This is a genomic window from Cellvibrio sp. GW822-FHT04B05, from assembly GCF_058800985.1.
In genome coordinates this window covers 740,190-763,851 of sequence record NZ_JBXAMU010000001.1, presented here as the reverse complement: position 1 = coordinate 763,851, position 23,662 = coordinate 740,190, and the positions used below count along the sequence as shown (strand labels likewise).

Annotated in this window: 20 protein-coding genes and 2 tRNA genes; 6 read left to right on the top strand and 16 right to left on the bottom strand. The window is 47.6% G+C overall.

Features of this window, described 5'->3' with window-relative positions:
* The first annotated feature begins 61 nt into the window (after positions 1 to 61).
* Both AC1RJL_RS03095 and AC1RJL_RS03090 read left to right on the top strand, forming a co-directional pair.
* Positions 62 to 2,620: a circularly permuted type 2 ATP-grasp protein gene (locus AC1RJL_RS03095; protein WP_492911283.1), complete on the top strand. Its 2,559-nt coding sequence runs from the start codon at positions 62 to 64 to the stop codon at positions 2,618 to 2,620.
* A 22-nt stretch (positions 2,621 to 2,642) separates the two neighbouring features.
* Complete coding sequence (locus tag AC1RJL_RS03090; protein WP_492911282.1) at positions 2,643 to 3,545, top strand: transglutaminase family protein; 903 nt, start codon at positions 2,643 to 2,645, stop codon at positions 3,543 to 3,545.
* Between the two features lie 62 nt (positions 3,546 to 3,607).
* Here the strand turns inward: AC1RJL_RS03090 and AC1RJL_RS03085 are convergent, their stop codons facing one another.
* Entirely contained in the window at positions 3,608 to 5,170 is a 1,563-nt protein-coding gene (locus AC1RJL_RS03085) for a tryptophan halogenase family protein (RefSeq protein WP_492911281.1), read from the bottom strand.
* Positions 5,171 to 5,344: 174 nt separating this feature from the next.
* Between AC1RJL_RS03085 and AC1RJL_RS03080 the strand changes: the two genes are divergently transcribed.
* Positions 5,345 to 5,920 (top strand): flavin reductase family protein, encoded by a 576-nt coding sequence (locus AC1RJL_RS03080; RefSeq protein ID WP_492911280.1) that lies wholly within the window; start codon positions 5,345 to 5,347, stop codon positions 5,918 to 5,920.
* 85 nt (positions 5,921 to 6,005) lie between these two features.
* Here AC1RJL_RS03080 and AC1RJL_RS03075 read toward each other — a convergent pair whose 3' ends face one another.
* The 5 genes from AC1RJL_RS03075 to AC1RJL_RS03055 form a co-directional block, all read right to left on the bottom strand.
* Entirely contained in the window at positions 6,006 to 6,980 is a 975-nt protein-coding gene (locus AC1RJL_RS03075) for an alpha-E domain-containing protein (RefSeq protein ID WP_492911279.1), read from the bottom strand.
* Positions 6,981 to 6,983: 3 nt separating this feature from the next.
* Entirely contained in the window at positions 6,984 to 8,429 is a 1,446-nt protein-coding gene (locus AC1RJL_RS03070) for a circularly permuted type 2 ATP-grasp protein (RefSeq protein ID WP_492911763.1), read from the bottom strand.
* 303 nt (positions 8,430 to 8,732) lie between these two features.
* Entirely contained in the window at positions 8,733 to 9,344 is a 612-nt protein-coding gene (locus tag AC1RJL_RS03065) for a 2OG-Fe(II) oxygenase (RefSeq protein WP_492911278.1), read from the bottom strand.
* 7 nt (positions 9,345 to 9,351) lie between these two features.
* Positions 9,352 to 10,176: a class I SAM-dependent methyltransferase gene (locus tag AC1RJL_RS03060; protein WP_492911277.1), complete on the bottom strand. Its 825-nt coding sequence runs from the start codon at positions 10,174 to 10,176 to the stop codon at positions 9,352 to 9,354.
* 143 nt (positions 10,177 to 10,319) lie between these two features.
* Complete coding sequence (locus AC1RJL_RS03055) at positions 10,320 to 10,976, bottom strand: YiaD family glycine zipper/OmpA-like lipoprotein (RefSeq protein ID WP_492911276.1); 657 nt, start codon at positions 10,974 to 10,976, stop codon at positions 10,320 to 10,322.
* Positions 10,977 to 11,243: 267 nt separating this feature from the next.
* On the opposite strand from AC1RJL_RS03055, the gene AC1RJL_RS03050 reads away from it, so the two are divergent.
* Positions 11,244 to 11,765, top strand: a complete 522-nt coding sequence (locus tag AC1RJL_RS03050; RefSeq protein WP_492911275.1) for a leucine-rich repeat domain-containing protein — start codon at positions 11,244 to 11,246, stop codon at positions 11,763 to 11,765.
* 29 nt (positions 11,766 to 11,794) lie between these two features.
* Here the strand turns inward: AC1RJL_RS03050 and AC1RJL_RS03045 are convergent, their stop codons facing one another.
* The 8 genes from AC1RJL_RS03045 to AC1RJL_RS03010 form a co-directional block, all read right to left on the bottom strand.
* The gene (locus AC1RJL_RS03045; protein WP_492911274.1) at positions 11,795 to 12,070 is read right to left on the bottom strand and encodes a PilZ domain-containing protein; all 276 of its coding nucleotides are present in this window, start codon (positions 12,068 to 12,070) and stop codon (positions 11,795 to 11,797) included.
* A 135-nt stretch (positions 12,071 to 12,205) separates the two neighbouring features.
* Positions 12,206 to 12,916: a phosphoribosylaminoimidazolesuccinocarboxamide synthase gene (purC, locus tag AC1RJL_RS03040; protein WP_435785719.1), complete on the bottom strand. Its 711-nt coding sequence runs from the start codon at positions 12,914 to 12,916 to the stop codon at positions 12,206 to 12,208.
* Between the two features lie 70 nt (positions 12,917 to 12,986).
* On the bottom strand, positions 12,987 to 13,757 hold the full coding sequence (locus AC1RJL_RS03035) for an MBL fold metallo-hydrolase (RefSeq protein WP_492911273.1): 771 nt from the start codon (positions 13,755 to 13,757) through the stop codon (positions 12,987 to 12,989).
* The gene (locus AC1RJL_RS03030) at positions 13,758 to 14,972 is read right to left on the bottom strand and encodes an outer membrane protein assembly factor BamC (protein WP_492911272.1); all 1,215 of its coding nucleotides are present in this window, start codon (positions 14,970 to 14,972) and stop codon (positions 13,758 to 13,760) included.
* A 36-nt stretch (positions 14,973 to 15,008) separates the two neighbouring features.
* On the bottom strand, positions 15,009 to 15,881 hold the full coding sequence (gene dapA, locus AC1RJL_RS03025; RefSeq protein WP_492911271.1) for a 4-hydroxy-tetrahydrodipicolinate synthase: 873 nt from the start codon (positions 15,879 to 15,881) through the stop codon (positions 15,009 to 15,011).
* Between the two features lie 134 nt (positions 15,882 to 16,015).
* Positions 16,016 to 17,071: a quinolinate synthase NadA gene (gene nadA, locus AC1RJL_RS03020; RefSeq protein ID WP_492911270.1), complete on the bottom strand. Its 1,056-nt coding sequence runs from the start codon at positions 17,069 to 17,071 to the stop codon at positions 16,016 to 16,018.
* A 177-nt stretch (positions 17,072 to 17,248) separates the two neighbouring features.
* Positions 17,249 to 17,324 (bottom strand) — tRNA-Lys (locus AC1RJL_RS03015).
* 85 nt (positions 17,325 to 17,409) lie between these two features.
* Positions 17,410 to 17,485 (bottom strand) — tRNA-Lys (locus AC1RJL_RS03010).
* Between the two features lie 319 nt (positions 17,486 to 17,804).
* On the opposite strand from AC1RJL_RS03010, the gene AC1RJL_RS03005 reads away from it, so the two are divergent.
* On the top strand, positions 17,805 to 21,689 hold the full coding sequence (locus AC1RJL_RS03005) for a bifunctional diguanylate cyclase/phosphodiesterase (RefSeq protein WP_492911269.1): 3,885 nt from the start codon (positions 17,805 to 17,807) through the stop codon (positions 21,687 to 21,689).
* Between the two features lie 2 nt (positions 21,690 to 21,691).
* On the opposite strand, the gene queC is transcribed toward AC1RJL_RS03005, so the two are convergent.
* Both queC and queE read right to left on the bottom strand, forming a co-directional pair.
* Complete coding sequence (gene queC, locus AC1RJL_RS03000; RefSeq protein WP_492911268.1) at positions 21,692 to 22,369, bottom strand: 7-cyano-7-deazaguanine synthase QueC; 678 nt, start codon at positions 22,367 to 22,369, stop codon at positions 21,692 to 21,694.
* Positions 22,370 to 22,446: 77 nt separating this feature from the next.
* Positions 22,447 to 23,097, bottom strand: coding sequence for a 7-carboxy-7-deazaguanine synthase QueE (gene queE, locus AC1RJL_RS02995; RefSeq protein WP_492911267.1), 651 nt, complete (start codon positions 23,095 to 23,097; stop codon positions 22,447 to 22,449).
* Between the two features lie 245 nt (positions 23,098 to 23,342).
* Between queE and AC1RJL_RS02990 the strand changes: the two genes are divergently transcribed.
* A complete protein-coding gene (locus tag AC1RJL_RS02990) occupies positions 23,343 to 23,660 on the top strand; it encodes a hypothetical protein (RefSeq protein ID WP_492911266.1) in 318 nt (105 codons plus the stop codon).
* Positions 23,661 to 23,662 lie beyond the last annotated feature (2 nt).

Genomic DNA, 23,662 nt, shown 5'->3' with positions numbered 1-23,662 from the left:
AATTGGATTACAAATCAGGTTACAATGGACGCCATATATATAACAACGACACATCAACCTTATGAATCCTTATTCCACACTTATGGAAAATCCGGTCGATTCCGCCAACATTAAGGACTTTATCTACCCGTCGCCGCAAATTGGCGTAGATGAAGCCTATGACAACGAGGGCAGGATTCGCCCTCATTGGCGCTATTTGCTCCACAGTTTACAAAGCCTGGGGCATGACGCGATTGAAGAGCGCCAGAAAAAAACTCGCCGCATTTTGCGCGACGACGGCGCCACCTACAAAATCTACGATGAGCCTGATGCAAACCAAAGCTGGCAACTCAACCCTATTCCACTGCTTATCAACAGCGATGAATGGAACCAAATCGAAACCTCGCTGGTTGAACGAGCCGAATTATTTAATTTACTGCTGCAAGATATTTACGGCGAACGAAAGCTCATCCGCCAAGGCATTATCCCGCCTGAATTATTGTTTTCCCATCACGGCTTTTTGCGTCCCTGCCAGAACATAAGGTTGCCAGGTAATCATCAACTCATTTTGCACGGCGTCGATTTGGTACGCGCACCCGATGGCAGCATGCGGGTAATGGCCGACCGCACCCAGGCGCCGTCAGGTGCTGGTTATGCATTGGAAAACCGCACAGTAATGAACCGTGTATTTCCCAGTTTATTTCGCGATAGCCATGTGCATCGCCTGTCATTATTTTTTTCGCGTTTACGCCAACGCTTGCATGATTTAAATCCCAATGGCGGCATTGCGCGCATCGTGGTACTCACGCCCGGTATTTATAACGAAGCGTATTTTGAACACGCCTATCTCGCTAATTATTTAGGTTTCCAACTGGTGCAAGGCAGCGACTTAAGCGTGCGCAACGGTTACGTGTGGATGAAAGCGCTCGACGGTTTAAAACGGGTCGATGTAATTTTGCGCCGTGTGGATGATATTTATTGCGATCCGGTTGAATTAAAAGGCGACTCCCGCTTGGGAGTTCCCGGGTTATTGGAGGTTGCGCGCATGGGCCATGTCGCTATTGCCAATCCACTCGGCTCAAGCGTATTGGAAAATCCCGCGCTGCTGCGCTATTTGCCTGCAGTTGCCCAAGCATTGCTGGGGCGCGATTTGCAAATGCCATCGGTAAAAACCTGGTGGTGTGGCAATAGCGATGATCTGGAATATGTCTGCGCAAACCTGAAGACACTCTTGATTAAACCGACTTATCGCAGACCCGGACTTTATGAAGTCTACGGCGCTGATCTCGATGAGAAAAAATTACAGGCCTGGCAAAACCGTATCCGTAAAAACCCGCTGCAATTTGTTGCACAGGAATATGTTGCCGGAGCGCAAACACCAACCTGGCACCAGGGGCAAATACAACCGCGCTCATCGGTACTGCGCACTTTTGCAGTTGCGAGCGAAAGTTCTTATTCGGTAATGCCCGGTGGGCTGACACGGGTAAATCTCGATGTCGGAAAAAAAATAATTTCCAACCAGCGTGGTTCGGTATCCAAAGACACCTGGGTACTTGCATCAGAACCTGAAAAACAAATTAGCCTGCGTCCATCCGATGCACAACCAGCCGTCGAAAGCAGCAGCTCGCTACCCAGCCGCGTGGTGGAAAATTTATTCTGGATGGGGCGTTACGCTGAACGCGCAGAATCAGCAATGCGTTTATTGCGCACCGTGTTTATCCAACTTAATAAAACTGAAAAATTACCCGATGCTGTTTGCCGGACACTGTTGAGTGCAGTCACTCATGTCACGGCAACCTATCCGGGTTTTACCAGTTTGCAAAAGGCGCTGTTGAAAAATCCTGAACCGGAAATGATATCAATTATTTTGGATCAGCAACGGCTTGGCGGTGTAGCCAATAATTTAGTTGCGATGATCCATTCTGCCGAGCAAGTCAAAGAACAGTTATCCAGCGATACCCAGCGTGTTATTAATGATATTGGCGATCAGCTGGAACAGTTAAAAATTGCGCTGGAACCAGATGCACTCTCTGCGCCGGAAGAAGCACTGGCACCACTGATTACTACCCTGCTTGCGTTTGCCGGATTAATTCATGAGAGTATGACGCGCGGTAGTGGCTGGCACTTTATGGAGATGGGACGCCGCCTTGAGCGCACACTGCAAATCGTTAATACCTTGCGCTCTCTGTTAGTGACTGGCTTTGATGAAATCGAGCAGGAAACACTGATTGAATCCACCCTGCTCTGCGGTGAAGCATTAATTCCTTATCGTCGCCGCTACCAGAATGGTATTCGTATCGACCAGGGTTTGGAAATGATTTTGCTCAACAGCAAAAATCCGCGCTCATTAATTTATCAACTGACACAATTGGAACATCACTTTGCTGATCTGCCGGATAATCGCGATGAATTCAGCACTGAACACAAATTATTATTGGAAGCGACTACCGCATTAAAGCTAAGCGATATCAAAACATTGGTGAAAACCGCTAATGGTATTCGCGGTGAATTGGATCAATTGCTCTCGCGCCTGCAATATTTAATCGGCACCGCTGCCAAAGCGATTGGCCAACGTTACTTCGACCATGCCGAAGGCCCACAACTGTTAGTCAAAAATAGTGAATGGCAGGAGCAACTATGAAATTGATAAAACAGGTAGCCGTATGAAATATCGCATTTGCCACAGCACTCGCTACCAATACGCACTTTCAGTAAGCAATTGCTACAACCTTGCTTATGTTTTTCCACGCACAACGGAAAAACAGCGCATCGAAAATATTGACATTAAGGTTTCGCCAGCAGCCACAACGCGTAATACGCGTACCGATTATTTTGGTAATCAATTTTTACAATTTTCGATTGAAAAAGATCACACCGAACTGGATGTCAGTATCACCAGCGATATCATCATTAAAGAATCGACGATTAGCATTAATCTCGACTTTGGTAATCCCTGCACTTACGTGAAGTATTTACTTAAACACAGTAAAGATTGGGAAACACTTTGCGCACGCGAATTTATGCTGGATTCACCGATGGTGCAACAGCACTCTGATTTAGCCGACTATGCAGCCGCCTCTTTTCCGGACGATCGCCCTTTCTTATCAGCGGTGATGGACCTAATCCAGCGTATTTTTAACGATTTTGTTTACGACCCGGAATTTTCTGATGTCGCCACGCCGCTTGCAGATGTGCTTAAACATAAACGCGGTGTATGCCAGGATTTTGCGCACTTCGCGATTGGCTGTTTGCGCTCGCTCGGTTATCCCGCACGCTATGTCAGCGGTTACCTTGAAACATTGCCCGCACCCGGCCAGGAAAAATTGATCGGTGCAGACGCAACCCATGCATGGTTTGCAGTCTACTCACCGGGTGAAGGCTGGTATGAGTTCGATCCCACCAACAATAAAATCACCGGTGAACAACACATTACCACCGCATGGGGACGCGACTACTCGGATGTTGCACCACTGAAAGGCGTTATTTTTGGCGGAGGACATTCTCCGCAATTGTTTGTATCGGTTGATGTGCGGAGAATTGAGGACGACATAATTTATGGTTTGTAAAAGCAGTGGCTAACCTAGCTACTGCTCCGTTTTCTTACCGCCAGGTTAAATAAAACATCAAGCTAGATTTTCTGTAAACCAAATTCTTTAATTTTATTAATCAGGTCACGGTGTGTTGGAATCACCTTCAACACTTCGTTAGTCTTTTTAATATTTTCACCAAACAATTCATGGGCTCGTGTTACTGTTGCAGGGTTATGTTTTTTCGGCGCTGGACGCTGTGCGGTCTCATAGCCCATTCCGTACAGAATGTACTGGAAGCTGGCGCAGGGAAATAATTCCTCTGAATGTACTTCATCGTAAAACCAGGGCACTTGATAGCGCCAGATTTCCAATAAATCCTGCAAACTTTCAGGAATACTTTCAGGATTGCAATGATCAATCCAGTATTGGGAGCTGCGACGTTTACTCAGCACATAATGCAATTTTAAGAAATTGATAATATGGTTCCAACGATAGGTAAATACTTCGTTGAATCGTTTAGCCACAATCGTCATTGCATTTCTATCTGCCGGCAATTGCTCACTGATCATTCTTGCCGATAACTCAATCAGAATAATAGCCGATGCCTCCAGTGGTTCGATAAAACCTGCCGCCAGGCCAACGGCAACGCAATTGTTTTTCCAAAACACTTCGCGATGACCGGGATTAAATTTAATTTTTTGGAATTCGGTTGCATTCGCTTTTTCACGTCCGATGGTCAAGGTCAAATAATCGCGGAATTCTTTATCTGCTTCTTCGTCGGAAATGTGTGTGCGCGAATATACGTAACCAACACCGCGACGCGTTTGTAAACCAATATCCCAAATCCAACCTGCTGATTGCGCCGTTGAAATAGTGTTGGACGAAATAGGACATTCCGGATCAAGATAAGGAACCTGCGCCGCCAAAGCAGCATCGTTAAACAAAAATTCTTTTTTGCTGATCATCGGAACCTGGTAATGCTTACCAATCAGCAGTGCTGCAAGGCCGGTACAATCAACAAATAAATCACCCGGAAGTTCACCATTGTTTTGGGTGCTCAGCGAACGAATATCGCCATTCTCTGCTGAATTAACGCCGAGGACATTATCAGAAATATGCTTGATGCTTAGTTTTTCCATGCAGTGTTTGCGCAAAAACCGGGCAAACTTGGCCGCATCCAAATGGTAAGAATAATTGGCCACACCACCAAATTCAGTACTGGTGATAAATTTCGGTCCCATATCGTTTGCACACAATTTGCTTTGAATACAAACCGCATCGGAAAACGAAATCTCATCGCGATGTGCTTGCCAGTGCTCAGCCAAATTCAATTCGGTATAACCTACCGGCAAGGTGAAAGGGTGGTAATACTCGTCGTCGTCCTCACCGGTGTACCACTTGCAAAACTTGGATGCCTGCTTAAAAGCAACATCACATTCGCGTACGAATTCTGCTTCTGAAATGCCCATTTTCCTGAGTGTGGTACGCATGGTCGGCCAAGTCCCTTCCCCTACTCCCACCAGTTTGATATCCGGTGATTCGATCAGGGTAATCTGTACCCCTACTTCGCCATTGCCGTGCTCTGCTGCCAATGTACCCGCAACCAGCCAACCGGCAGAACCACCACCAACAATTACAATATGCTTGACCGCTGTATTCATGATCTATCCCGTTATTATTAATGAGCTGTTATACCCAAATGCTTTATACGAAAGTGCTTTCTGGCAAGGTGCCGTAGTTTTCCTACAAGGCTTGTATTAATCTATGTTCAACTCATTAATTTTTTCTATTGAATAATCCATTAGGTACTTACCAATGGATAACGGTGCAGTCAAATGGCCCAACATATATCCATACCATTAAAAGACAGCTACAAATTATTTAACCATGGCCCTGTTAGTATTATCACCAGCGCCTACGGAGATAAACGCAATATCATGGCTGCCGCCTGGACCATGCCATTGGATTTCTCGCCGGCGAAAGTAGCCGTCGTAATTGATAAAAACACTTATACCCGTGAATTGATCGATGCCAGTGGTGAATTTGGTTTGCAATTCCCCATGCGAAAAATTGCTAAACTCACATTGGAGGTAGGTGACTTATCGGGCCGTGATACCGACAAATTTTCCCGCTTTGACATACAGACATTTACCGCATCAAAAATAGCAGCACCGCTTATCGAAGATTGCATCGGATGGCTGGAATGCAAAGTGATCAAACAGGAAAGCGAAAAAATGGATTTAATTATTGGCGAAGTGGTTGCCGCCTACGCAGATGCCGAACAATTTATAGATGGCCGCTGGCATTTTTCCGCTGATCAGCAAAAACGCAGCATTCACTATATGGCAGGTGGCGAGTTTTATATGACGGGAGAGTTATTCCATATCAAGAGCGATTATTCTGGCGAATAATGTTGTGAATAAAAAAAGGCCCGAAATACGGGCCAGGCCTCAGAGAGACAACACGCAAACCGTAAAGCGGCCAAGCCGCTGCGAATCAGGCTGATTTTTGTTCCTGTGTTTGTGCCATTACCACAGGCAAGAACCAGGTTTCGGCAATTTTGAAATGCAAATTTCCGATTTCAAATTGCAGCTCATCAATATACTCATGCAAGCCGGACTTCAATAATTCATCCAAATCCGCTTCATCCAATTTGTGCTGGATATTCACAATCGCGGATAATACTTTTTCGCTATTGGGCAATGCCCATAAACATTGCTCCAACTGTTTCAGGCAATGGGCAACAGCGCGAGGGAAATCTTCGTTTTGCAATAGAAAGGTCACTACTGCATTGGCGTTGACACGGTCGCGCACATGCTGGCGATACATTTGATAAGCGCTAAGCGAACGCAGCACGCTCATCCACAATATATTGTCATAAGGTTCCAATACTTCAGTTCCACCGGCCGCAAGATGTGGCAGGAGATTAACCAAACCGGCATCGACAATACGCGTACTCATATCTGCACGTTCAAGATTGCGGCCAATGCGGATTAAATCGTAAGCGTTGTTATGGCTCATGCAGCCAGCAAGCAAACCGGTAAATTGCTGCACGCTACTAATCACATGCAGCAAAATAATGCTGCGGTCGCGACGCGAAGTTACTTTATCGGCACGGTCGCGAATGTAGTGATACAAATCGTTGATTAATTCCCATGCTTCCATCGGCATGGTTTCGCGGGTGATACGCGAATTCTCCCGTGCAAAACTCAGCGAGTTAATCAATGATGCCGGATTTTTTTTATCCGCCAAAATAAAATTCACGACAGTTTTTTCATCAGCTAATTGGGTATCGCGCTCGAAATAGCTGCCGGTACCGCTGATATCAATCAATGAACCCCAGCCGACACGAACACCCGCAGGCAAGTCCAGCAATAAATTGGAGTTAACATTCACCAGGCGCGCAATATTTTCACTGCGCTCCATATAGCGACCTAACCAGTAAATACGTTCTGCTACACGTGACAGCATGGTTTAGCCCTCCACCACAATCCAGGTATCTTTACTGCCGCCGCCTTGCGATGAGTTCACCACATAGGAACCTTTGCGCATCGCAACACGGGTTAATCCTCCCGGTGTCACACAATGTTCGCGCCCTTGTAAAACAAACGGGCGCAAATCGATATGCCGTGGTTCAGCATTTCCATTGGTGAGAATGGGTGCGGTCGATAAAGAAATTAATGGCTGAGCCATATAGTTGCGCGGATTTGCTTTAATGCGCAGGGCAAATTCTTCCAATTCTTTTTTGCTGGCTTGCGGGCCGATAATCATGCCGTAACCACCGGATTCATTCGCCGGTTTTACTACCAGCTTATCCAGATTGGCGAGTACATAATCGCATTGTTTTTTATCGATACATAAATAACTGGGCACATTTGGCAGAATTGGTTCTTCACCCAAATAATATTTGATCATGTCAGGCACAAAGGTATAGATAACTTTATCGTCCGCAACACCGGCGCCCGGTGCGTTTGCCAAGGCAACATTACCTTTGAGCCATGCACGCATTAATCCACGCACGCCCAACACAGAATCCGGATTAAACATGTCCGGGTCCAAAAATAAATCATCAATACGGCGATAAATAACATCAACACGTTTTAAACCGTCAATACTACGCATATAAACACAGTCATCACTATCGACAACCAAATCGCTTCCCTCAACCAATTCCACACCCATTTGTTGCGCGAGATAGGAATGTTCAAAGTAAGCTGAGTTATAAATACCGGGAGTTAGCACGACAATTTCAGGACGGTCTGCTTTACGTGGCGACAAAGACGCGAGGGTATCGAATAATTGGTTGGGATAATCGGTGACCGGAACAATGTTGTGGTTTTCAAATAATTCAGGGAAAACGCGTTTGGTGACTTTGCGGTTTTCCAGCATATAAGAAACACCGGAAGGTACACGCAAATTATCTTCAAGTACAAAAAACTCGCCTTTGTCATCGCGAATTAAATCGCTGCCGCAAATATGCGACCAAACACCATAGGCCGGCTTCATGCCGATACATTCTTTGCGGAAATTGACCGAATCTTCAAATAAGTATGAGGGTACGACTTTGTCTTTGATAATTTTTTGGTCGTTATAAATATCGTTAATAAATAAATTCAGTGCAGTTAAACGCTGGATCAAACCGCGCTCGGTTTTTTGCCATTCGCGTTGCGGAATAATGCGCGGAATAATATCAAATGGCCATTCGCGATCAATATTGCCGGCATCGCTGTATACCGTGAAAGAAATGCCCATGGTTTTAATAGCGAGTTCAGCGGAGAGTTTTCTGTCTTGTAATTCTTGCCCGGAGAGAGAGGCGAGGTATTGGGCGAGGTGTTTGGTTTCAGGTCGGGGTTGGCCGGGCGCGCTGATCAATTCATCGTAGAAATGGCCAGAATGGTAATTCTGCCAATCTATGTTCATTTCACTCATGGTGACTTCCTTCAGCATCGCGGCCTCACTTTTGTATGCGTTCTTAGCATTGTTATAGCGCCTGCCAAAAACACTTCCCTGGTCTCCATTTCGCTATTCCCGGAAGAATTTCAGCAAGCTACATTCAACTACTTGCAAATTCGTTGCCAACAGCCGCAATTCATTTGCTGGCAAACACACTCGCATGCGAACGACATACTCATTCCTGTACCCAAGAGCTATAGGTTATATCCTGCGGACTCTTGAGGGCTTTTTGCTCTGATAATCACGTCATTATGAATAGCTGATAGGCGATTACAGTGCTTTGATACGAAACCAACCTGCAATGCTCTGCCGCAACTGCGTAGCAGGCAACACTTCATGTGGAAAATCTTCACTGAGAAATATCACCAGTCTGCCACATTCCGGTGCAACCCGAGCCAATTGGGTTGTGTCTGCTTCATCATAGAGCACCAATTCGCCACCAGCCATCAAATCCCATCCCTGATTCAAATATAGGACGGTCGATAATTTGCGACCAGGGTTACCTTTAAACGCATCGCGGTGTTTTTGATAAAACGCACCCGGAACATAAACCGCATAGTGGGCTTCATAATCAAACAACCCTAAAAACAAGCGCTGATTGATCGCTAACCTCAGTGTATCCATCCAGCATAAAAATTCTGTGACAGCAGAATCGCCCGGCTCAAGCCATTGAATCGCATCGCCGCGAATATTTTGGTTCAGTTGATAATCCCCCTGCCGCCCCACCCCCGCCGGTTTTAACGCTGCCTGCTGCACCTGTAAGTTGCTAATCAACCCCTTGATTAAGGCTTCTGGCAATGGTTGGTCGAGCACAATAAAACCGGGCCCAGCAAGCGCATCGGCAATTTGATCGAACAGGAATTCAAGATCGGCAGGATTCATGTGGAATTTACCGGGCTGCGGATAAAACATCAGGAAGTTTTTTTACGGTGTATATATCGTAACGGCTGGATTTTCCTTCCAATTGATAAGAGGGCAATTGATTATTTAGCAACGGCGCTTTGCGCGGGCGCTTTACTACTACGCGATAATTTACGTGCGCCAATGCCAATGGCAGAAGTGCATCGGCATCTTCATCTTTGCCTACCAGTTGATGAAAGGCTGCCATTTCTTTTTTTACATCAGCCGTTTTGTGGCGCTCGGGAAACATGGGATCAAGATAAATCACATCGGGAAATTGATCGGGCGACAATGATTCCAGATACCTGCGGCTATCTTGCGTTAGCAATTGCATGCGCTTAATTGTTTGCAGCAATTCCATATCTTGTTCGCGACCAAATAATTGCGCGCGCTGTAATCCGTCTGCCAATAACGTTTGGACTATAGGTGATCGCTCAATCATAGTGACGCTGCAACCCAAACTCGCCAGTACAAAACTATCCTTACCCAAGCCTGCAGTTGCATCTAACACCTGTGGATATACGCCGGATTTTATCCCCACCGCTTTGGCAATCATCTGTCCTTTACCACCACCAAATTTGCGGCGATGATCAACAGAACCTGCGGTAAATTCTGCAATAACGGGCCCCGGTGCTTTGCGCCCGGTTTGCTGCAATTGAATCGATTCTTGTGTATACAACACGACAAACTCGGCCGTATCAATTGCAGCGGGAGCTTGATCGGTCAACAGCGATAATTGCAGTAAGTTGGCAAGCGCTTCGGCCTGGCTTAACAGCGGCGGATAATTGCAAAGTACAGCAATGGAATTGGGCATGGTGATCACGACAGCAATAATTAGCGGTGCATTATCCAGCCTGCCTAAAACGCTGACAATGATTTAATGCACAACAAAATTGTATTCCCAAAAACGACAAAGCCGCTGCAATCAGGCAGCGGCTTTGTGGTCAATCAGGTCAATTACTGTTCGTTAGGAACTAATTCCAACTCCACGCGACGGTTTGCATCGCGCCCGCTTGGCGTGTCATTACTGGCAACGGGATAACGAGAGCCGTAACCGTAGGCCTGGATGCGTGAACTGCTAACTTTCTGGCTGCGCAAATACGTGGCAACACTGTCAGCACGGCGCTCACTCAATGGTTGGTTAATTTTGTCACCACCAGTCGAATCGGTATGGCCAGTTACTTTGATAGAGGTTTGGTTGAACTCTGCCAATACCTTGGCTACTGAATTCAGCACAGCAAAAAAGTCGGAGCGAATATCTGCACTGTTAGAGGCAAAGGTAATATTACCCGGCATCACCAGATACAAATTATTGCCTTCACGTCTTACCTGTACACCGGTGCCTTGCAGTTCCTGACGCAACTTGGCTTCCTGGCGATCCATGTAGTTACCCACACCACCACCCACTACACCGCCGATTGCCGCACCTTTTAATGCACGCTCACGACGATCTTTGGCGTTATCGCCCGTTGCTGCACCTAATACTGCACCGGCTACTGCACCTACACCTGCACCTTTCACCGTTTTACTGGCTTTTTGTTCGCCAGTGTATGGATCTGTAGTAGTACAACCGATGATGGCAAATGACATAATAATTGCGAAAATATATTTCATACCAGGACTCTCCATTAGAACGATAAAAACAGAAACATTAAAAACAGTAACTACTAAATTGCTTAATAATGTGTAGTGATTGTTGATGAATGGAACTGAACAAATACTGAATTCTGTGATTGCTGATAGACAGCGTTGTGATTAAAGTAGCTGCAAGCATTTACATGCATTGCAACCAGTTTGTACTGCTTTCGTATTACTACGCGGACTCATTGTCCAACTCCGGTCAGTAGGTCAATTTTCGTCCCCAAACCAGGTAAATTCCATATGCATCTTAAATCTTTGTTACTTTTTTGTGGATTGGCTACCAGTTTATTGACAGCGGGATGTAAGAATTATTCCGTCAGCGTCAATGAAAATATTGTTTATACGCCACCGTCGATATTTAAAGATTACCAATTAGCTGACTCATTGTTACACGATTGCGTGGAGCAAACGATTTACGATTTGCGTATCACCAAAGCGGAAGATCTCACGCGATTAAACTGCAGTAATGCGGGCATTAAATCCCTTGCAGGTTTGGATAAATTTTTTGCATTAACCGAACTCAATCTGGCGGACAATCAATTAACAGATATTACTGAAATTGGAAAACTGGGGCGCTTGGAAAAACTCATATTGTCAAATAACAAGATCAAAAATCCGGCCCCACTCCTGCACCTGTTGCATCTGAAACAACTGGAGCTGGGCGATAATCCGCAAATGACCTGTAATGATTTGCGCCAGTTACAACAAAATCTGAAAAACCAGAAACTACAACTCACCTTACCAAAACAATGCGCAAGCTAAACCGCACTATAGGTAGAAGCGGGGCTGTTTTAAACAGCGCCCCGCACAAACATCAAGCCAATGGTATTGCGCAGCTGATGGACTACACGCATACGTACTGGCTCTGCGTTTATCGCACCTACCGCTTTTTTAAACTTCACTGAAACCTCAGTACCGACCGGTGGGCAAATCTGGTTTTCAATTTGCACCTGCGCACCACCATCAGAAATATCTTTGGCAAAACCGATAATCGTACCAAAACTCGGGTGGGACATTTCAACACGCACCGAGGTTGAGGTGCGTTCAAATACGCGGCGTTCGTTCACTGTAGATTCTCCATAATTTATTAGCCATTCCGGCTTTATTAGCAATGCATTTCTTGAGTATAGATACTAATCGCCAAAATTCACCTGCAATAAAAAAAGGGGCCTGAGCCCCTTTGCCTGTGCTGGCTTCCCTTATTAAAAGGTTAATCCAAGGCGCTGGCCCACCATCTCGTACGACTCGACAACATTGCCGAGGTTCTGACGGAAACGGTCCTTATCCAACTTTTCACGGGTGTCTTTATCCCATAAACGGCAGCCATCGGGTGAGAACTCGTCCCCAAGAATGACTTCGCCTTTGTGCAAACCGAATTCCACTTTGAAATCCACTAACAGCATATTGCCCGAAGCAAACAAATCCTTCAGTACCGCATTGATCTTAAAGGTCAGCTCTTTCATGCGCGCCAATTGCTCCGGGGTCGCCCAACCAAATGATTGTACGTGGGATTCATTGACCATTGGATCGCCCAAGGCGTCGTTTTTCAGGAAGAGTTCAAAGGTAGGTGGATTCAGCTCCAGCCCTTCTTGTACGCCCAGACGACGCACCAGAGAACCGGCAGCAAGGTTGCGCACTACGCACTCGACCGGAATCATCTGCATGGTTTTTACCAGTACTTCAGTATCCGACAACAGTTTCACGAAGTGGGTAGGAACTCCTGCTTCTTGCAACTTGCCCATAATAAATGCATTGAACTTGTTGTTCACCATACCTTTGCGATCAAGCTGCTCGATACGCTTGCCGTCAAAGGCCGAGGTATCGTTGCGGAACAACATGATCACATGATCAGGATCGTCAGTTTTGTATATGGATTTGGCTTTGCCAGCGTAGAGTTGTTCGCGCTTTTCCATTGATAGGCCTGCTATTCGAAAGTAAAAATTATGAAACAGAATTTAAGAAGCTATAGTTAATAAGCTGTAGTCAAGAAACCGATAACCAGTCAAAACCCTGGTTTTGACACGCAAAGGTCACTTGTCTGACCTCGGCTGTGACAGATGCCAAAGCAGCTTGCGCCAGCTCCAGCGAATTATTTTGTTGGCTGATGTGTGCCACAACCAAATGCTGCAAACGCGCGCAGTTAAGGCGCTGTAAGAATCCCGCCGCTTGTTGGTTGCTTAAATGTCCCCAGAGTCCACCTACCCGCTGCTTTAGCGATGGCGGATAGGACCCCGACGCGAGCATTACCGGATCATGGTTTGCCTCCAGAACCATCGCATCCAGATCCTGGAAATGGGCTTCCACATGAGCGGTAATACTGCCCAAATCCGTCAATACGCCTAAACGCAAACCCGCATATTCAAACACAAACTGCGCCGGTTCACGCGCATCGTGCGGTACCGCCACCGGCGTTACCTGCAAATCATTCAACATAAAAGGAGCGTAGGCTTCAATCAAACGCAGGTCTGGCAATTCACCCAAATTGCGGCTGTTATAAGTGCCGGGCGTCATGTACACCGGCAAATCATAACGCCGGGCAAGCGCAGCAACACCTTTGATGTGATCAGTATGCTCATGGGTAACTAATATCGCCGTCAGGTCTTCAGCGCGGCGCCCCAAACGCTCCAATCGCTGGAGCGCCTCACGCACACTGAAACCACAATCGATCAGCAGCCTGCCTGCGCTCCACTCCACCAAGGTAGCGTTACCGCGGCTACCGCTGCCCAAGGATGCAAAACGGAGCGGAGCCTGCATTTAAATCAGGTTTCTACGCAATACTGTCAGCAGTTCGCGCGCTTCGTGTGGAGTCAGACGCTTGCCGTAAGGGTCGCGGACACGCACAACAAAATTACCTTCAGTACCGGTTACCACGATCAAATAACCAGGAGCATCAGGCAGTACTTTCTCTGCACCGCGATTTGAACGGGGCGCTTTTTCAAACGCATCACCAGTCAACATATTGGTCTTAACTTGTTCCAGGCTATAGCGCGACGTTGGCGGTTTAGGGTTTAAACCTATGCGGAAAGTACGTCTGAACCAACCCGGTTTGGCATCTTCAGGGTTGATGTAATGAACGTAGATAAGACCAGCTTCGGTATCGGAATCAAACGTAGTGAAACCGTCTTGCTTGGCTGCATGGTTCAAGGTAGCAAAGGCACGCTGGCGATCCAGTTTGATCGTCATTAAAGGCTCATTGCCAGCAACACCCAAATTCGCTTTTACCGAGCCGCCAATAGTTTGAGCCAATAGCGATGTACCGCCTTCAGCAGTCTCGCTCGCAAGGGTTGCAGCCAACTCATCGAGCATCCACTTTTCACGTTCAGGATTTACGGAACGGCGCGGCCAGTCCATATCAACAGCCGGCTTTTCAGCAACCGGCACACTCATGTGGGTGATGTGGATTTCAGTTGTCTCAGGCTGTACACCCTGATCGATCTGCAAACGGTAGCGATCGTAAGTCGTCAAATCGGTTTTAAATTGCAGCCAACTGGTTTCGATAATGCCTTTACTGATATCGGCCTTACTAACCGCCAAGGTATTCACATTGAGGAAGTTGCGAATGCGCGGCCAGACTTCTCCCGGGGCTGCATTCAACAGGATCCAGCTTTCGCCACCCACACGTTGGATTTTGACGTTTTCCTGTTCCAGATTGGCCGACAGCGGCATTGGGCGCGGCACTTCATACGCATCTGCGGTGGGGTCAAAACCAAAATCAGTCGCGGTAATTGCCGGGATTGGGTAAAGCTCGCCCATGGTTTCCGATTTTTTACCCGCCGGTAACACCAGCGGAGGAATATTGTCTGCCTTGAGATAGTCACTCTCGCGATTGCGGAATGGGCCACTTTCGCCAAAAAATATACCGCAGCCAGAAAGGGAAACCGTCAAGCTGGCAACCATTAGCATCAAAAAAGGACGCTTGATCGACAGCAAAGGTGTTGTTGTTATGGTCATTGCTTTAATTGGACTCATGAATCATCTCATCGACAACATGCAAAGGACGGCAGATTAAATACCGGCAGCTTGCATCGCTGTTTTAACCTGTTGGTGATACTGCTCCGACAAACGCGTCAGCGGCAGGCGAATTCCCGATTGAATCAAACCCAACTGTTCCACTGCCCATTTAACCGGGATCGGGTTGGATTCAACAAACATGCCGGTATGCAGAGGCAGCAAACGCTCATTAATCGCACGCGCTTCCCCTGCATTGCCAGCCAGCGCCAATTCACACATACGTGCAATGGCCGCAGGTACGACATTCGCTGTGACAGAAATATCCCCTTTTCCACCTAAAAGAATTAAATCGACTGCGGTTGCATCGTCGCCCGAGATAATTGCAAAGCTGGCGGGAGCCTGATCAATCAACAATGCAGCGCGCTCAAGATCACCAGTTGCTTCTTTGATACCAACGATATTAGGCACTTTTGCCAAACGCAGGGCAGTCTCCGGCTTCATATCCACACCGGTACGGCCGGGTACGTTGTAAAGGAACTGCGGAATAGCCACTGCCTGGGCGATATGGGCATGATGCAAAAACAAACCTTCCTGGGTCGGCTTGTTGTAGTAAGGCGTAACCAGCAGACAGGCATCAGCACCGAGATCTTTTGCAGCTTGGGTCCACTCAACAGCTTCAGAAGTAGAGTTGGCGCCAGTGCCGGCGATCACCGGAATGCGGCCATTGACTTGATCGACGATTTTTTTAATCACCGCCAAATGTTCGTTCACATTCAGGGTTGCCGACTCGCCGGTTGTGCCCACTGCCACTATGGCATGAGTACCCTGCTCCAGATGCCAGTCCACCAGCTTATGCAAACTCGCCCAGTCGAGGGAATTGTCTGCATTCATGGGGGTAACCAGGGCAACCATACTGCCTTGAATCATCGAGAGCTCCGTTAGCTAGCGAAATAAAGTAGCGATAAAAGTTGGGAATTAGGGCGATCAAATAACGAAAGGCGCCATGGTACTGAGTGGGGCCAAACGAAACAAGCAAAACACTATCAAGAGTTAGCGAATACTTATTTTTTAAAATCGAGCATACGCTGCAGTGGAATCATTGCGCGCTTGCCCAACTCGGGATCAACATGGATTTCGTTATCACTTTGCTCAAATACAGTTGCCAAATTGTCCAGTACATTCATGGCCATCCAGGGGCAATTGGCGCATGAGCGACAGGTTGCACCGCTGCCCGCTGTCGGCGCAATATGAAAGATCTTATCGGGATTAACTTGCTGCATCTTGTAGAAAATGCCCTGGTCAGTCGCAACGATAAATTCGCGGTTCGGCAGGGTTTGTGCGGCCTTGATCAGCTGCGAGGTAGAACCCACCACATCCGCCAAATCAACCACTGACTTGGGCGATTCGGGGTGAACAAGAACGGCAGCATCCGGGTACAGGATTTTGAGATCCTCAACCCCTTTCGCTTTGAATTCTTCGTGAACGATACAGGCACCATCCCACAGGAGAACATCAGCACCGGTTTTTTGCTGCACATAAGCACCGAGATGCTTATCCGGTGCCCAAAGGATTTTTTTGCCCTGGCGATCAAGGTAATCCACCACATCCAACGCAATACTGGAGGTGACCACCCAATTTGCACGCGCTTTTACCGCTGCTGAGGTATTGGCATAGACCACGACGGTGCGGTCGGGATGCTGGTCACAGAAAGCCGAGAATTCATCAATAGGACAGCCAAGATCCAGCGAGCAAGTCGCTTCCAGGGTGGGCATAAGTACCCGTTTTTCCGGAGTGAGGATTTTGGCGGTCTCGCCCATAAACTTTACCCCGGCAACAATCAGGGTATCTGCGGAGTGATTTTTACCGAAACGCGCCATCTCCAAAGAATCGGAAACACAGCCGCCGGTTTCTTCAGCGAGCGCCTGAATCAGGGGATCGGTGTAGTAATGCGCTACTAATACCGCATTGTGCTGCTTCAGCAGGGCTTTGATACGGAGCTTGTATGCAGCCTCTTGCTCGGGCGTGTATTGAGGTGCACTCCATACACGGGCAAGGTGTTGTTTGACGAGATCTTCAGCGACGGTATCGCGCGCAGCCAGATTCAAAAATTCAGACATGTAATCGCCTCATTCAAGCTCGCTCGCAGTTACGAGCGATAATATGCACGCAATTTTATCATAGAGCCGCATCGGGATTGGCGGTTAAATAAAATCCCGATACTTAACCGATACTATTTTTCACCCAATAAAAAAGGGCGCTTTAGTAAGCGCCCTTCTTCAATTCACTACAAAATATGGTGGGTCGTGCTGGATTCGAACCAGCGACCAATTGGTTAAAAGCCAACTGCTCTACCGACTGAGCTAACGACCCACAGGATTCGCATCTACTACTTTTAAATATCACTTGATATTTTTTAAGCACCATTTAGTACTTTTTATACCACTATTTGGTTAAGTGGTGGGTCGTGCTGGATTCGAACCAGCGACCAATTGGTTAAAAGCCAACTGCTCTACCGACTGAGCTAACGACCCTAAATGCGAGGCGCGTATAATAATGTTTCAGCCTGAAAAGACAAGCCTTTTTTGCGAAATAAAGCACAATGGTTATTCCGCAAAGATTAATTGGTTATTAAAGAGGCTTTTTGCTAACTTTATCAACACATAACCCAAGGCCCATGGAGTGGGTATGAATGGATTTTGCGGAAGGAAAAAAACTTACAAGACGACGGCGTCAAATCTAACCTATTCTTAGAAAGCTTCTTTAAAAGGCCCGAAATGCTATAGGGGCGAAGAAGTGTTGTACTGGATTAGTTATAGGATTAATTGTCCTAGTCGATAATGAGACCGACGCATGCTTTTTGCCTCACCCGGGGAAGGGATTTCAAAGCCCAAACCACCCAGGCTCGCTCAATTTTTGATGGTATTTCTGGCCTACAGCCTCACCGGCTGGTTAGGCCTGTGCGTGCCATTTGAGAGCGACCGGGTCACGCTCTTTTGGCTTCCCAGCGGAATCGCGCTGGCAGCATTTTATCGCTGGTCGCCGCGCTTATGGCCTGCGGTTTTCCTGGCCGCGCTGATTTTGCAAATCTACAGCGGTGCCAACCTTGCGATCAATTTACTCCTGGCAACCGGTAACACTCTCTCACCACTTTTTGTTTTATGGCTGCTGCGCCGCGCGCATTGCAATCTCACTCGACTGCATCGCGCCAATACCATTTGCTTTCTGATGCTCGGGGCGCTGGGCATGTTGGTATCTGCAAGCATTGGTGGCTTTGCGCTTAATTATTACAACCAGGGGTCACTTGATGACGGCTTATACACCACCTTAATTTGGTGGATGGGTGATAGCCTCGGTGTTTTTCTTGCTACACCATTACTGACCAATTTCAACCGTGCCAGTCTCGACAAAGTACTGCAGCGCAAACTGGATTTTTTTGTCGTAGCAGCAGTGAGTTTTGCAGTCGGCTTGTGTTGTTTTCCACTTAATAATTTTGATAACAACCTGCACCTGCCAATTGTGTTTACCAGTTTTGTCTGTGTCGCATGGGCTGCACTCTCGTTCGGGTTGTTAGGCTGCGCATTTACTACGATTGGATTCAGCTTTCTGGCGATTTGGTCGACCGTCAACCAACTCGGCCCCTTTTCCCTACCCTCCCAGCAAGTCAGTTATTGGGTGATTTGGATCTACTCCGCCAGTATGACCATATTGGGTTTGATGATCACTGCCGCCCATACCGAAATTGCTACAGCGACACATCAACTCGGCGAATCCAGTCAGGAGCAGGAAAAACAAAAAAAACATCTCGAAGCTGTTCTGCATGCGATCCCCGATTTGCTATTTGAAATTGATCGACAGGGCCACGTGCTGGCTTTTAATGGCACCAACGAACATCACACATTATCCGCCGCAGATGTGCTGGGAAAAAACCTGTCCGAGACACTCGCTTCCACCTCGGTCTCCGTATGGATGAGCGCATTGAGCGAAGCCGATAACTGGGGCATATCCCAAGGAAAAAGTATTCGTATTGCACAAGGTGATAGCACCTTCTGGTACGAACTTTCGATTGCAAAACTTGCCGGTAAGCGCCGGGAAGACGACCGGTTTATTTGCCTTGCGCGCGACATTACCAAACGTGTCCACACGCACCAGACTGATCTGGAAAATGAACAGCGTTTCCGCAATATTTTTGAGGCTACACGCAATATTGCGGTGCAAGGCTACAATCGTTTCCATGAAGTTATTTTCTGGAATAAAGCGAGTGAAGATCTCTACGGTTTTAGCGCAGCAGATGCGATGGGCAAAAAATTGGAAGATCTGATCATTCCCGAATTTATGCGCGAGGCAGTGTATCAAGGAATTGAAAACTGGCATGAGAAAGATGAGGCAATCCCTTCAGGAGAATTAGCCTTGCAACATGAGAACGGCAATGAAGTTTGGGTCTACTCCAATCACGTATTAATTGACACGCCTGATCACAAGGAAATGTATTGCCTTGATATCGACTTGGGACCGCAGCGCCAAGCACTATTACAAGTCGAGCAGGAATTAAGCGAACGCAAACAAGTTGAAGATGCATTGCGTCAAAGCGAGCAGCGCCTGGAAAGTGCGCAAATTATGGCGCGCGTTGCCCATTGGAGCTGGAATCCGTATTCCGATGAATATAGCTTCAGTACCTCCATGAGCGAATTATTCGGGCTTCCACGCGAATATCTGCATGCAAAGATGAATGATTTTATTAATCACTTTATCCATATTGATGATCGCGATATGGTGCTCAATGCGCTTGCTGACAGCTTGCGTTATCACAAGCCGCTTGCACTGGAAACCCGTGTGGAAATCAGCGGACAAAAGTTTTGGTTGCAGCTGCAGGGCGATACGTTTGAAGCAGCCGATGCCACAATATTGCAGGGAACAGTACAGGATATTACCGAGCGCAAAGGGCTGGACCTGGCACTCGCCGCTGCCGCTGCCGATGCTGCTTCTGCACCGGATTTCTTTGTCACTATCCTGAATGCGCTCGCCAATGCAATCGGCGCGCAACACGCGATTATCAGCCTTATCGATCCGGAAAATGCAGGTGAAGTATTTACCCACACCTATTTAATGAATGGTGAACTACAACCCAATATACGCTACCCATTAGTGGGCACACTTTGCAATGATGTAATGGAAGAAAACCTGTGCTTTATGAGTACAGGCGCACGCCAGCGATACCCTGACGATGACTTGCTAACGCAATACAATATTGATAGCTATCTCGGGGTCGGTATTAAGAACACGCAGGGAAAACCGATTGGTATTCTGGTTTTACTTGGTGAGCATCCACTCCCCATTTCACCGCAAATCAGTTCGCTGTTGCTTATTTTTGCTGACCGCATTAGCGGCGAGCTGCGCCGCGCCCAAGATCAGGAAAAAATTTACAACCTTGCTTTTTTTGATCCACTAACACGTTTGCCCAATAGGCGCATGCTGCAAGACCGGCTCAAATTACTGACTGCACAAAGTGCACGCACCGATCAACACGGTGCGCTGTTGTTTATCGATATTGATCACTTCAAATTGCTGAATGACACGCGCGGCCACCATATTGGCGATCAACTCCTTGTGCAGGTCGCCGAGCGGATTAGCAGTATTATTCGCACGACTGATTTGGCCGCGCGTTTGGGTGGAGATGAGTTTGTCGTGGTATTTGACAATCTGGGAGACAATGCCGAAACGGCAGCACTGGAAGCCAAAAAGCGCGCAGAAGAATTGCACGATCTAATCAACCTGCCCTACCCGTTACAACAATCGGTTTTCCACTGCACTATCAGTATCGGGGTGAATTTATTCAAAGGCCAAACGCGCACAATCGATGACCTACTGCGCCATGCCGACGTGGCTATGTATCAGGCCAAAGACAGCGGCCGCAATGCGATTCGCTTTTTCGATCCCAACATGCAATCGCATTTGGAAAAACGTGCGGCAATTGAATCCGACTTGCGCACCGCTTACGAATCACACCAACAGCTTATACCTTACTATCAAGTGCAAATCGATAGTAGCGGCAAGGCTATAGGTGCAGAATTATTATTGCGCTGGAAGCATCCGGAAAATGGAATGATTTCGCCTGCCGATTTTATTCCCGTCGCCGAGCAAACCGGTTTAATTGTTGCCATCGGCCGACAAGTGATCCGCCAAGCCTGCGAACAATTGCAGACGTGGAGCCAGCAACCGCAATTGGCGCATTTGAGCATTGCAGTTAACGTCAGCCCAATCCAATTCAATCAATCCCATTTTGTTGATGACGTTTTACATATCGTCAGTGAAAGCAACATTAATCCGCGCTTGCTAAAACTCGAATTGACCGAAAGTTCGCTACTGAAAAATGTGGATCAGAGCATCGAAAAAATGCAGCTGCTGCAAAATAATGGCATCGGCTTTTCGATGGATGATTTCGGGATTGGCTATTCGTCTTTGTCTTATCTAAAGCGCTTGCCGCTGGATCAATTAAAAATCGATCAAACCTTCGTGCGCGATATTGCGATTGACCCTAACGACGCCATTATTACGCGCACGATTATCGCTATGGCGCAGAATATGAATCTGCAAGTAATCGCCGAAGGTGTAGAAACAGAAGCACAAAAAAGCTTCCTGGAACAAAATGGTTGCTCCATGTTCCAGGGCTATTTTTTCGGGAGACCAGTGCCGATAGCAGAGTTTGAGCAGCAATTAATCGGACGTAATTACTGCTGAAATCAGCGTTGGTAGTAGGTGGGATCTGCAATTCCGGCTTGTACAAAACCTTGTCTGCGCAAACGGCAGCTATCACATTTGCCGCAAGCTTCACCCCGATCATTCGCTTGATAGCAGGAGACGGTCAAGCTGTAATCCACGCCCAGTTTCACCCCCAGTTGTACGATTTCCGCTTTGCTTAAATGAATCAAGGGGGTGCGGATGTGCAACTTATTACCCTCCGCGCCGGCACGAGTAGCCAGGTTCGCCATGGTTTCATACGCGGCGATATAGTCGGGGCGGCAATCGGGATAACCGGAAAAGTCGACCGCGTTAACACCAATAAAAATATCATCGCTGCCCAACACTTCCGCCCAACCCAAAGCAATCGATAAAAATACTGTGTTGCGTGCGGGCACATAAGTAACAGGAATTCCGCCGGTTTCTTCTTCGGGCACAGCAATCGCATCATCAGTCAATGCTGAACCGCCAATCGAACGCAAATCCAATTTGATAACTTTATGCTCAATCACACCCATGGCTTTTGCGGTGCGCTCTGCTGCAAACAGTTCCGAGCGATGGCGTTGGCCATAATCAAAACTCATGGAATAACAGGTGTAACCTTCACTGCGCGCTATCGCTAACACTGTGGTGGAATCCAGACCACCGGACACGAGTACTACGGCTTTCTTTTGCGACATAACTACTACCGACAAAGATAAAATTTAAAAAAAGACAAGCGAATAAAAACAGGATCAGCCATCAATGCACAAATGTATTAATGGCCAGGGGCATCGTTCCATAAAATTTTGTGCAGCTGTAACTGGAAGCGCACGGGAAGATTATCTGCAATAATCCACTCCGCCAATTCCAGCGGTGTCACTTGACCAAATGCCGGCGAGAATAATACTTCTGCAACTTTATCGGCGAGTTGATGCTCGTCCAATTTAAAACGTGCCCACTCGTAATCGGCGCGGTTACAAATAACAAATTTGATCTGGTCCTGCGCGCTGAGCAGTGGAATATTCTCCCAGCGGTTACGCCCTACTTCACCCGAGCCGGGAGTTTTCAGATCGACGACTTTGATAACACGCGGATCGACATTATCGACCGGCAAAGCCCCGCTGGTTTCCAGCGAGACGCTATAACCCTTATCGCACAAGGCAGTCAGCAACGTCAGGCATTCGCGTTGCGCTAAAGGCTCGCCGCCGGTGACGCAGATATAGCGCGGCTTAAAACTGGCGACTTTGGCGAGAATCGCACCAAGCGACATGCGCTCGCCGCCATAGAATGCATACTCGGAATCACAATAACCACAGCGCAGTGGGCAGCCGGTGAGGCGCACAAATACCGTCGGTAGGCCGACTGTAGTGGACTCGCCCTGCAGCGAATAGAAAATCTCGGTAATTTTTAAACTGGCTTGGGTCATGTAGAAAGCTGTGTTACTGGCGGAAATCGGGCAGCGGCGACCTGAAAACTAGCTGCAGGCTGCCGCAACTGTGCGAGCGCGGTGGAAAGACGCGCAGTTTACCTAAAGGTGACTCGCTATGCGAGGCCAATGCCAAAGCGCCATTTGCCCTGCTGCTGCCAGCGCTGGTATGCTGGCAGATCGCGCTTTTTGCCCCAACCGCGATTAACGATACCCTTTAACGTCATCGACCAGCTTTATAGCCAATGATCAAACCAACCAAAACCCGCCGCCAACTGCATCAGGAACTGGAACAACAAGTCCAGGAGTTCCTGCATAAAGGTGGGCACGTAAACGAAGTACCGCGCGGTTTGAGTGGTCGCCCCGATGCGAACGGGCCGTTGATCAGTATTTTTGATGGCACAAGTCAGGAAGACCGCACCCCATTGCCCGAAGTAGTCGCCGCAATTGAAGCACGTAAAAAACCGCATTTAGCGCTCAAACCCAAAAAGCCGCGCCCGCGCAAAAAGGTCATTCTCGATGACTTTGGTCAACCTTTGCGCTGGGAATGGGTTGAGGAGTAATC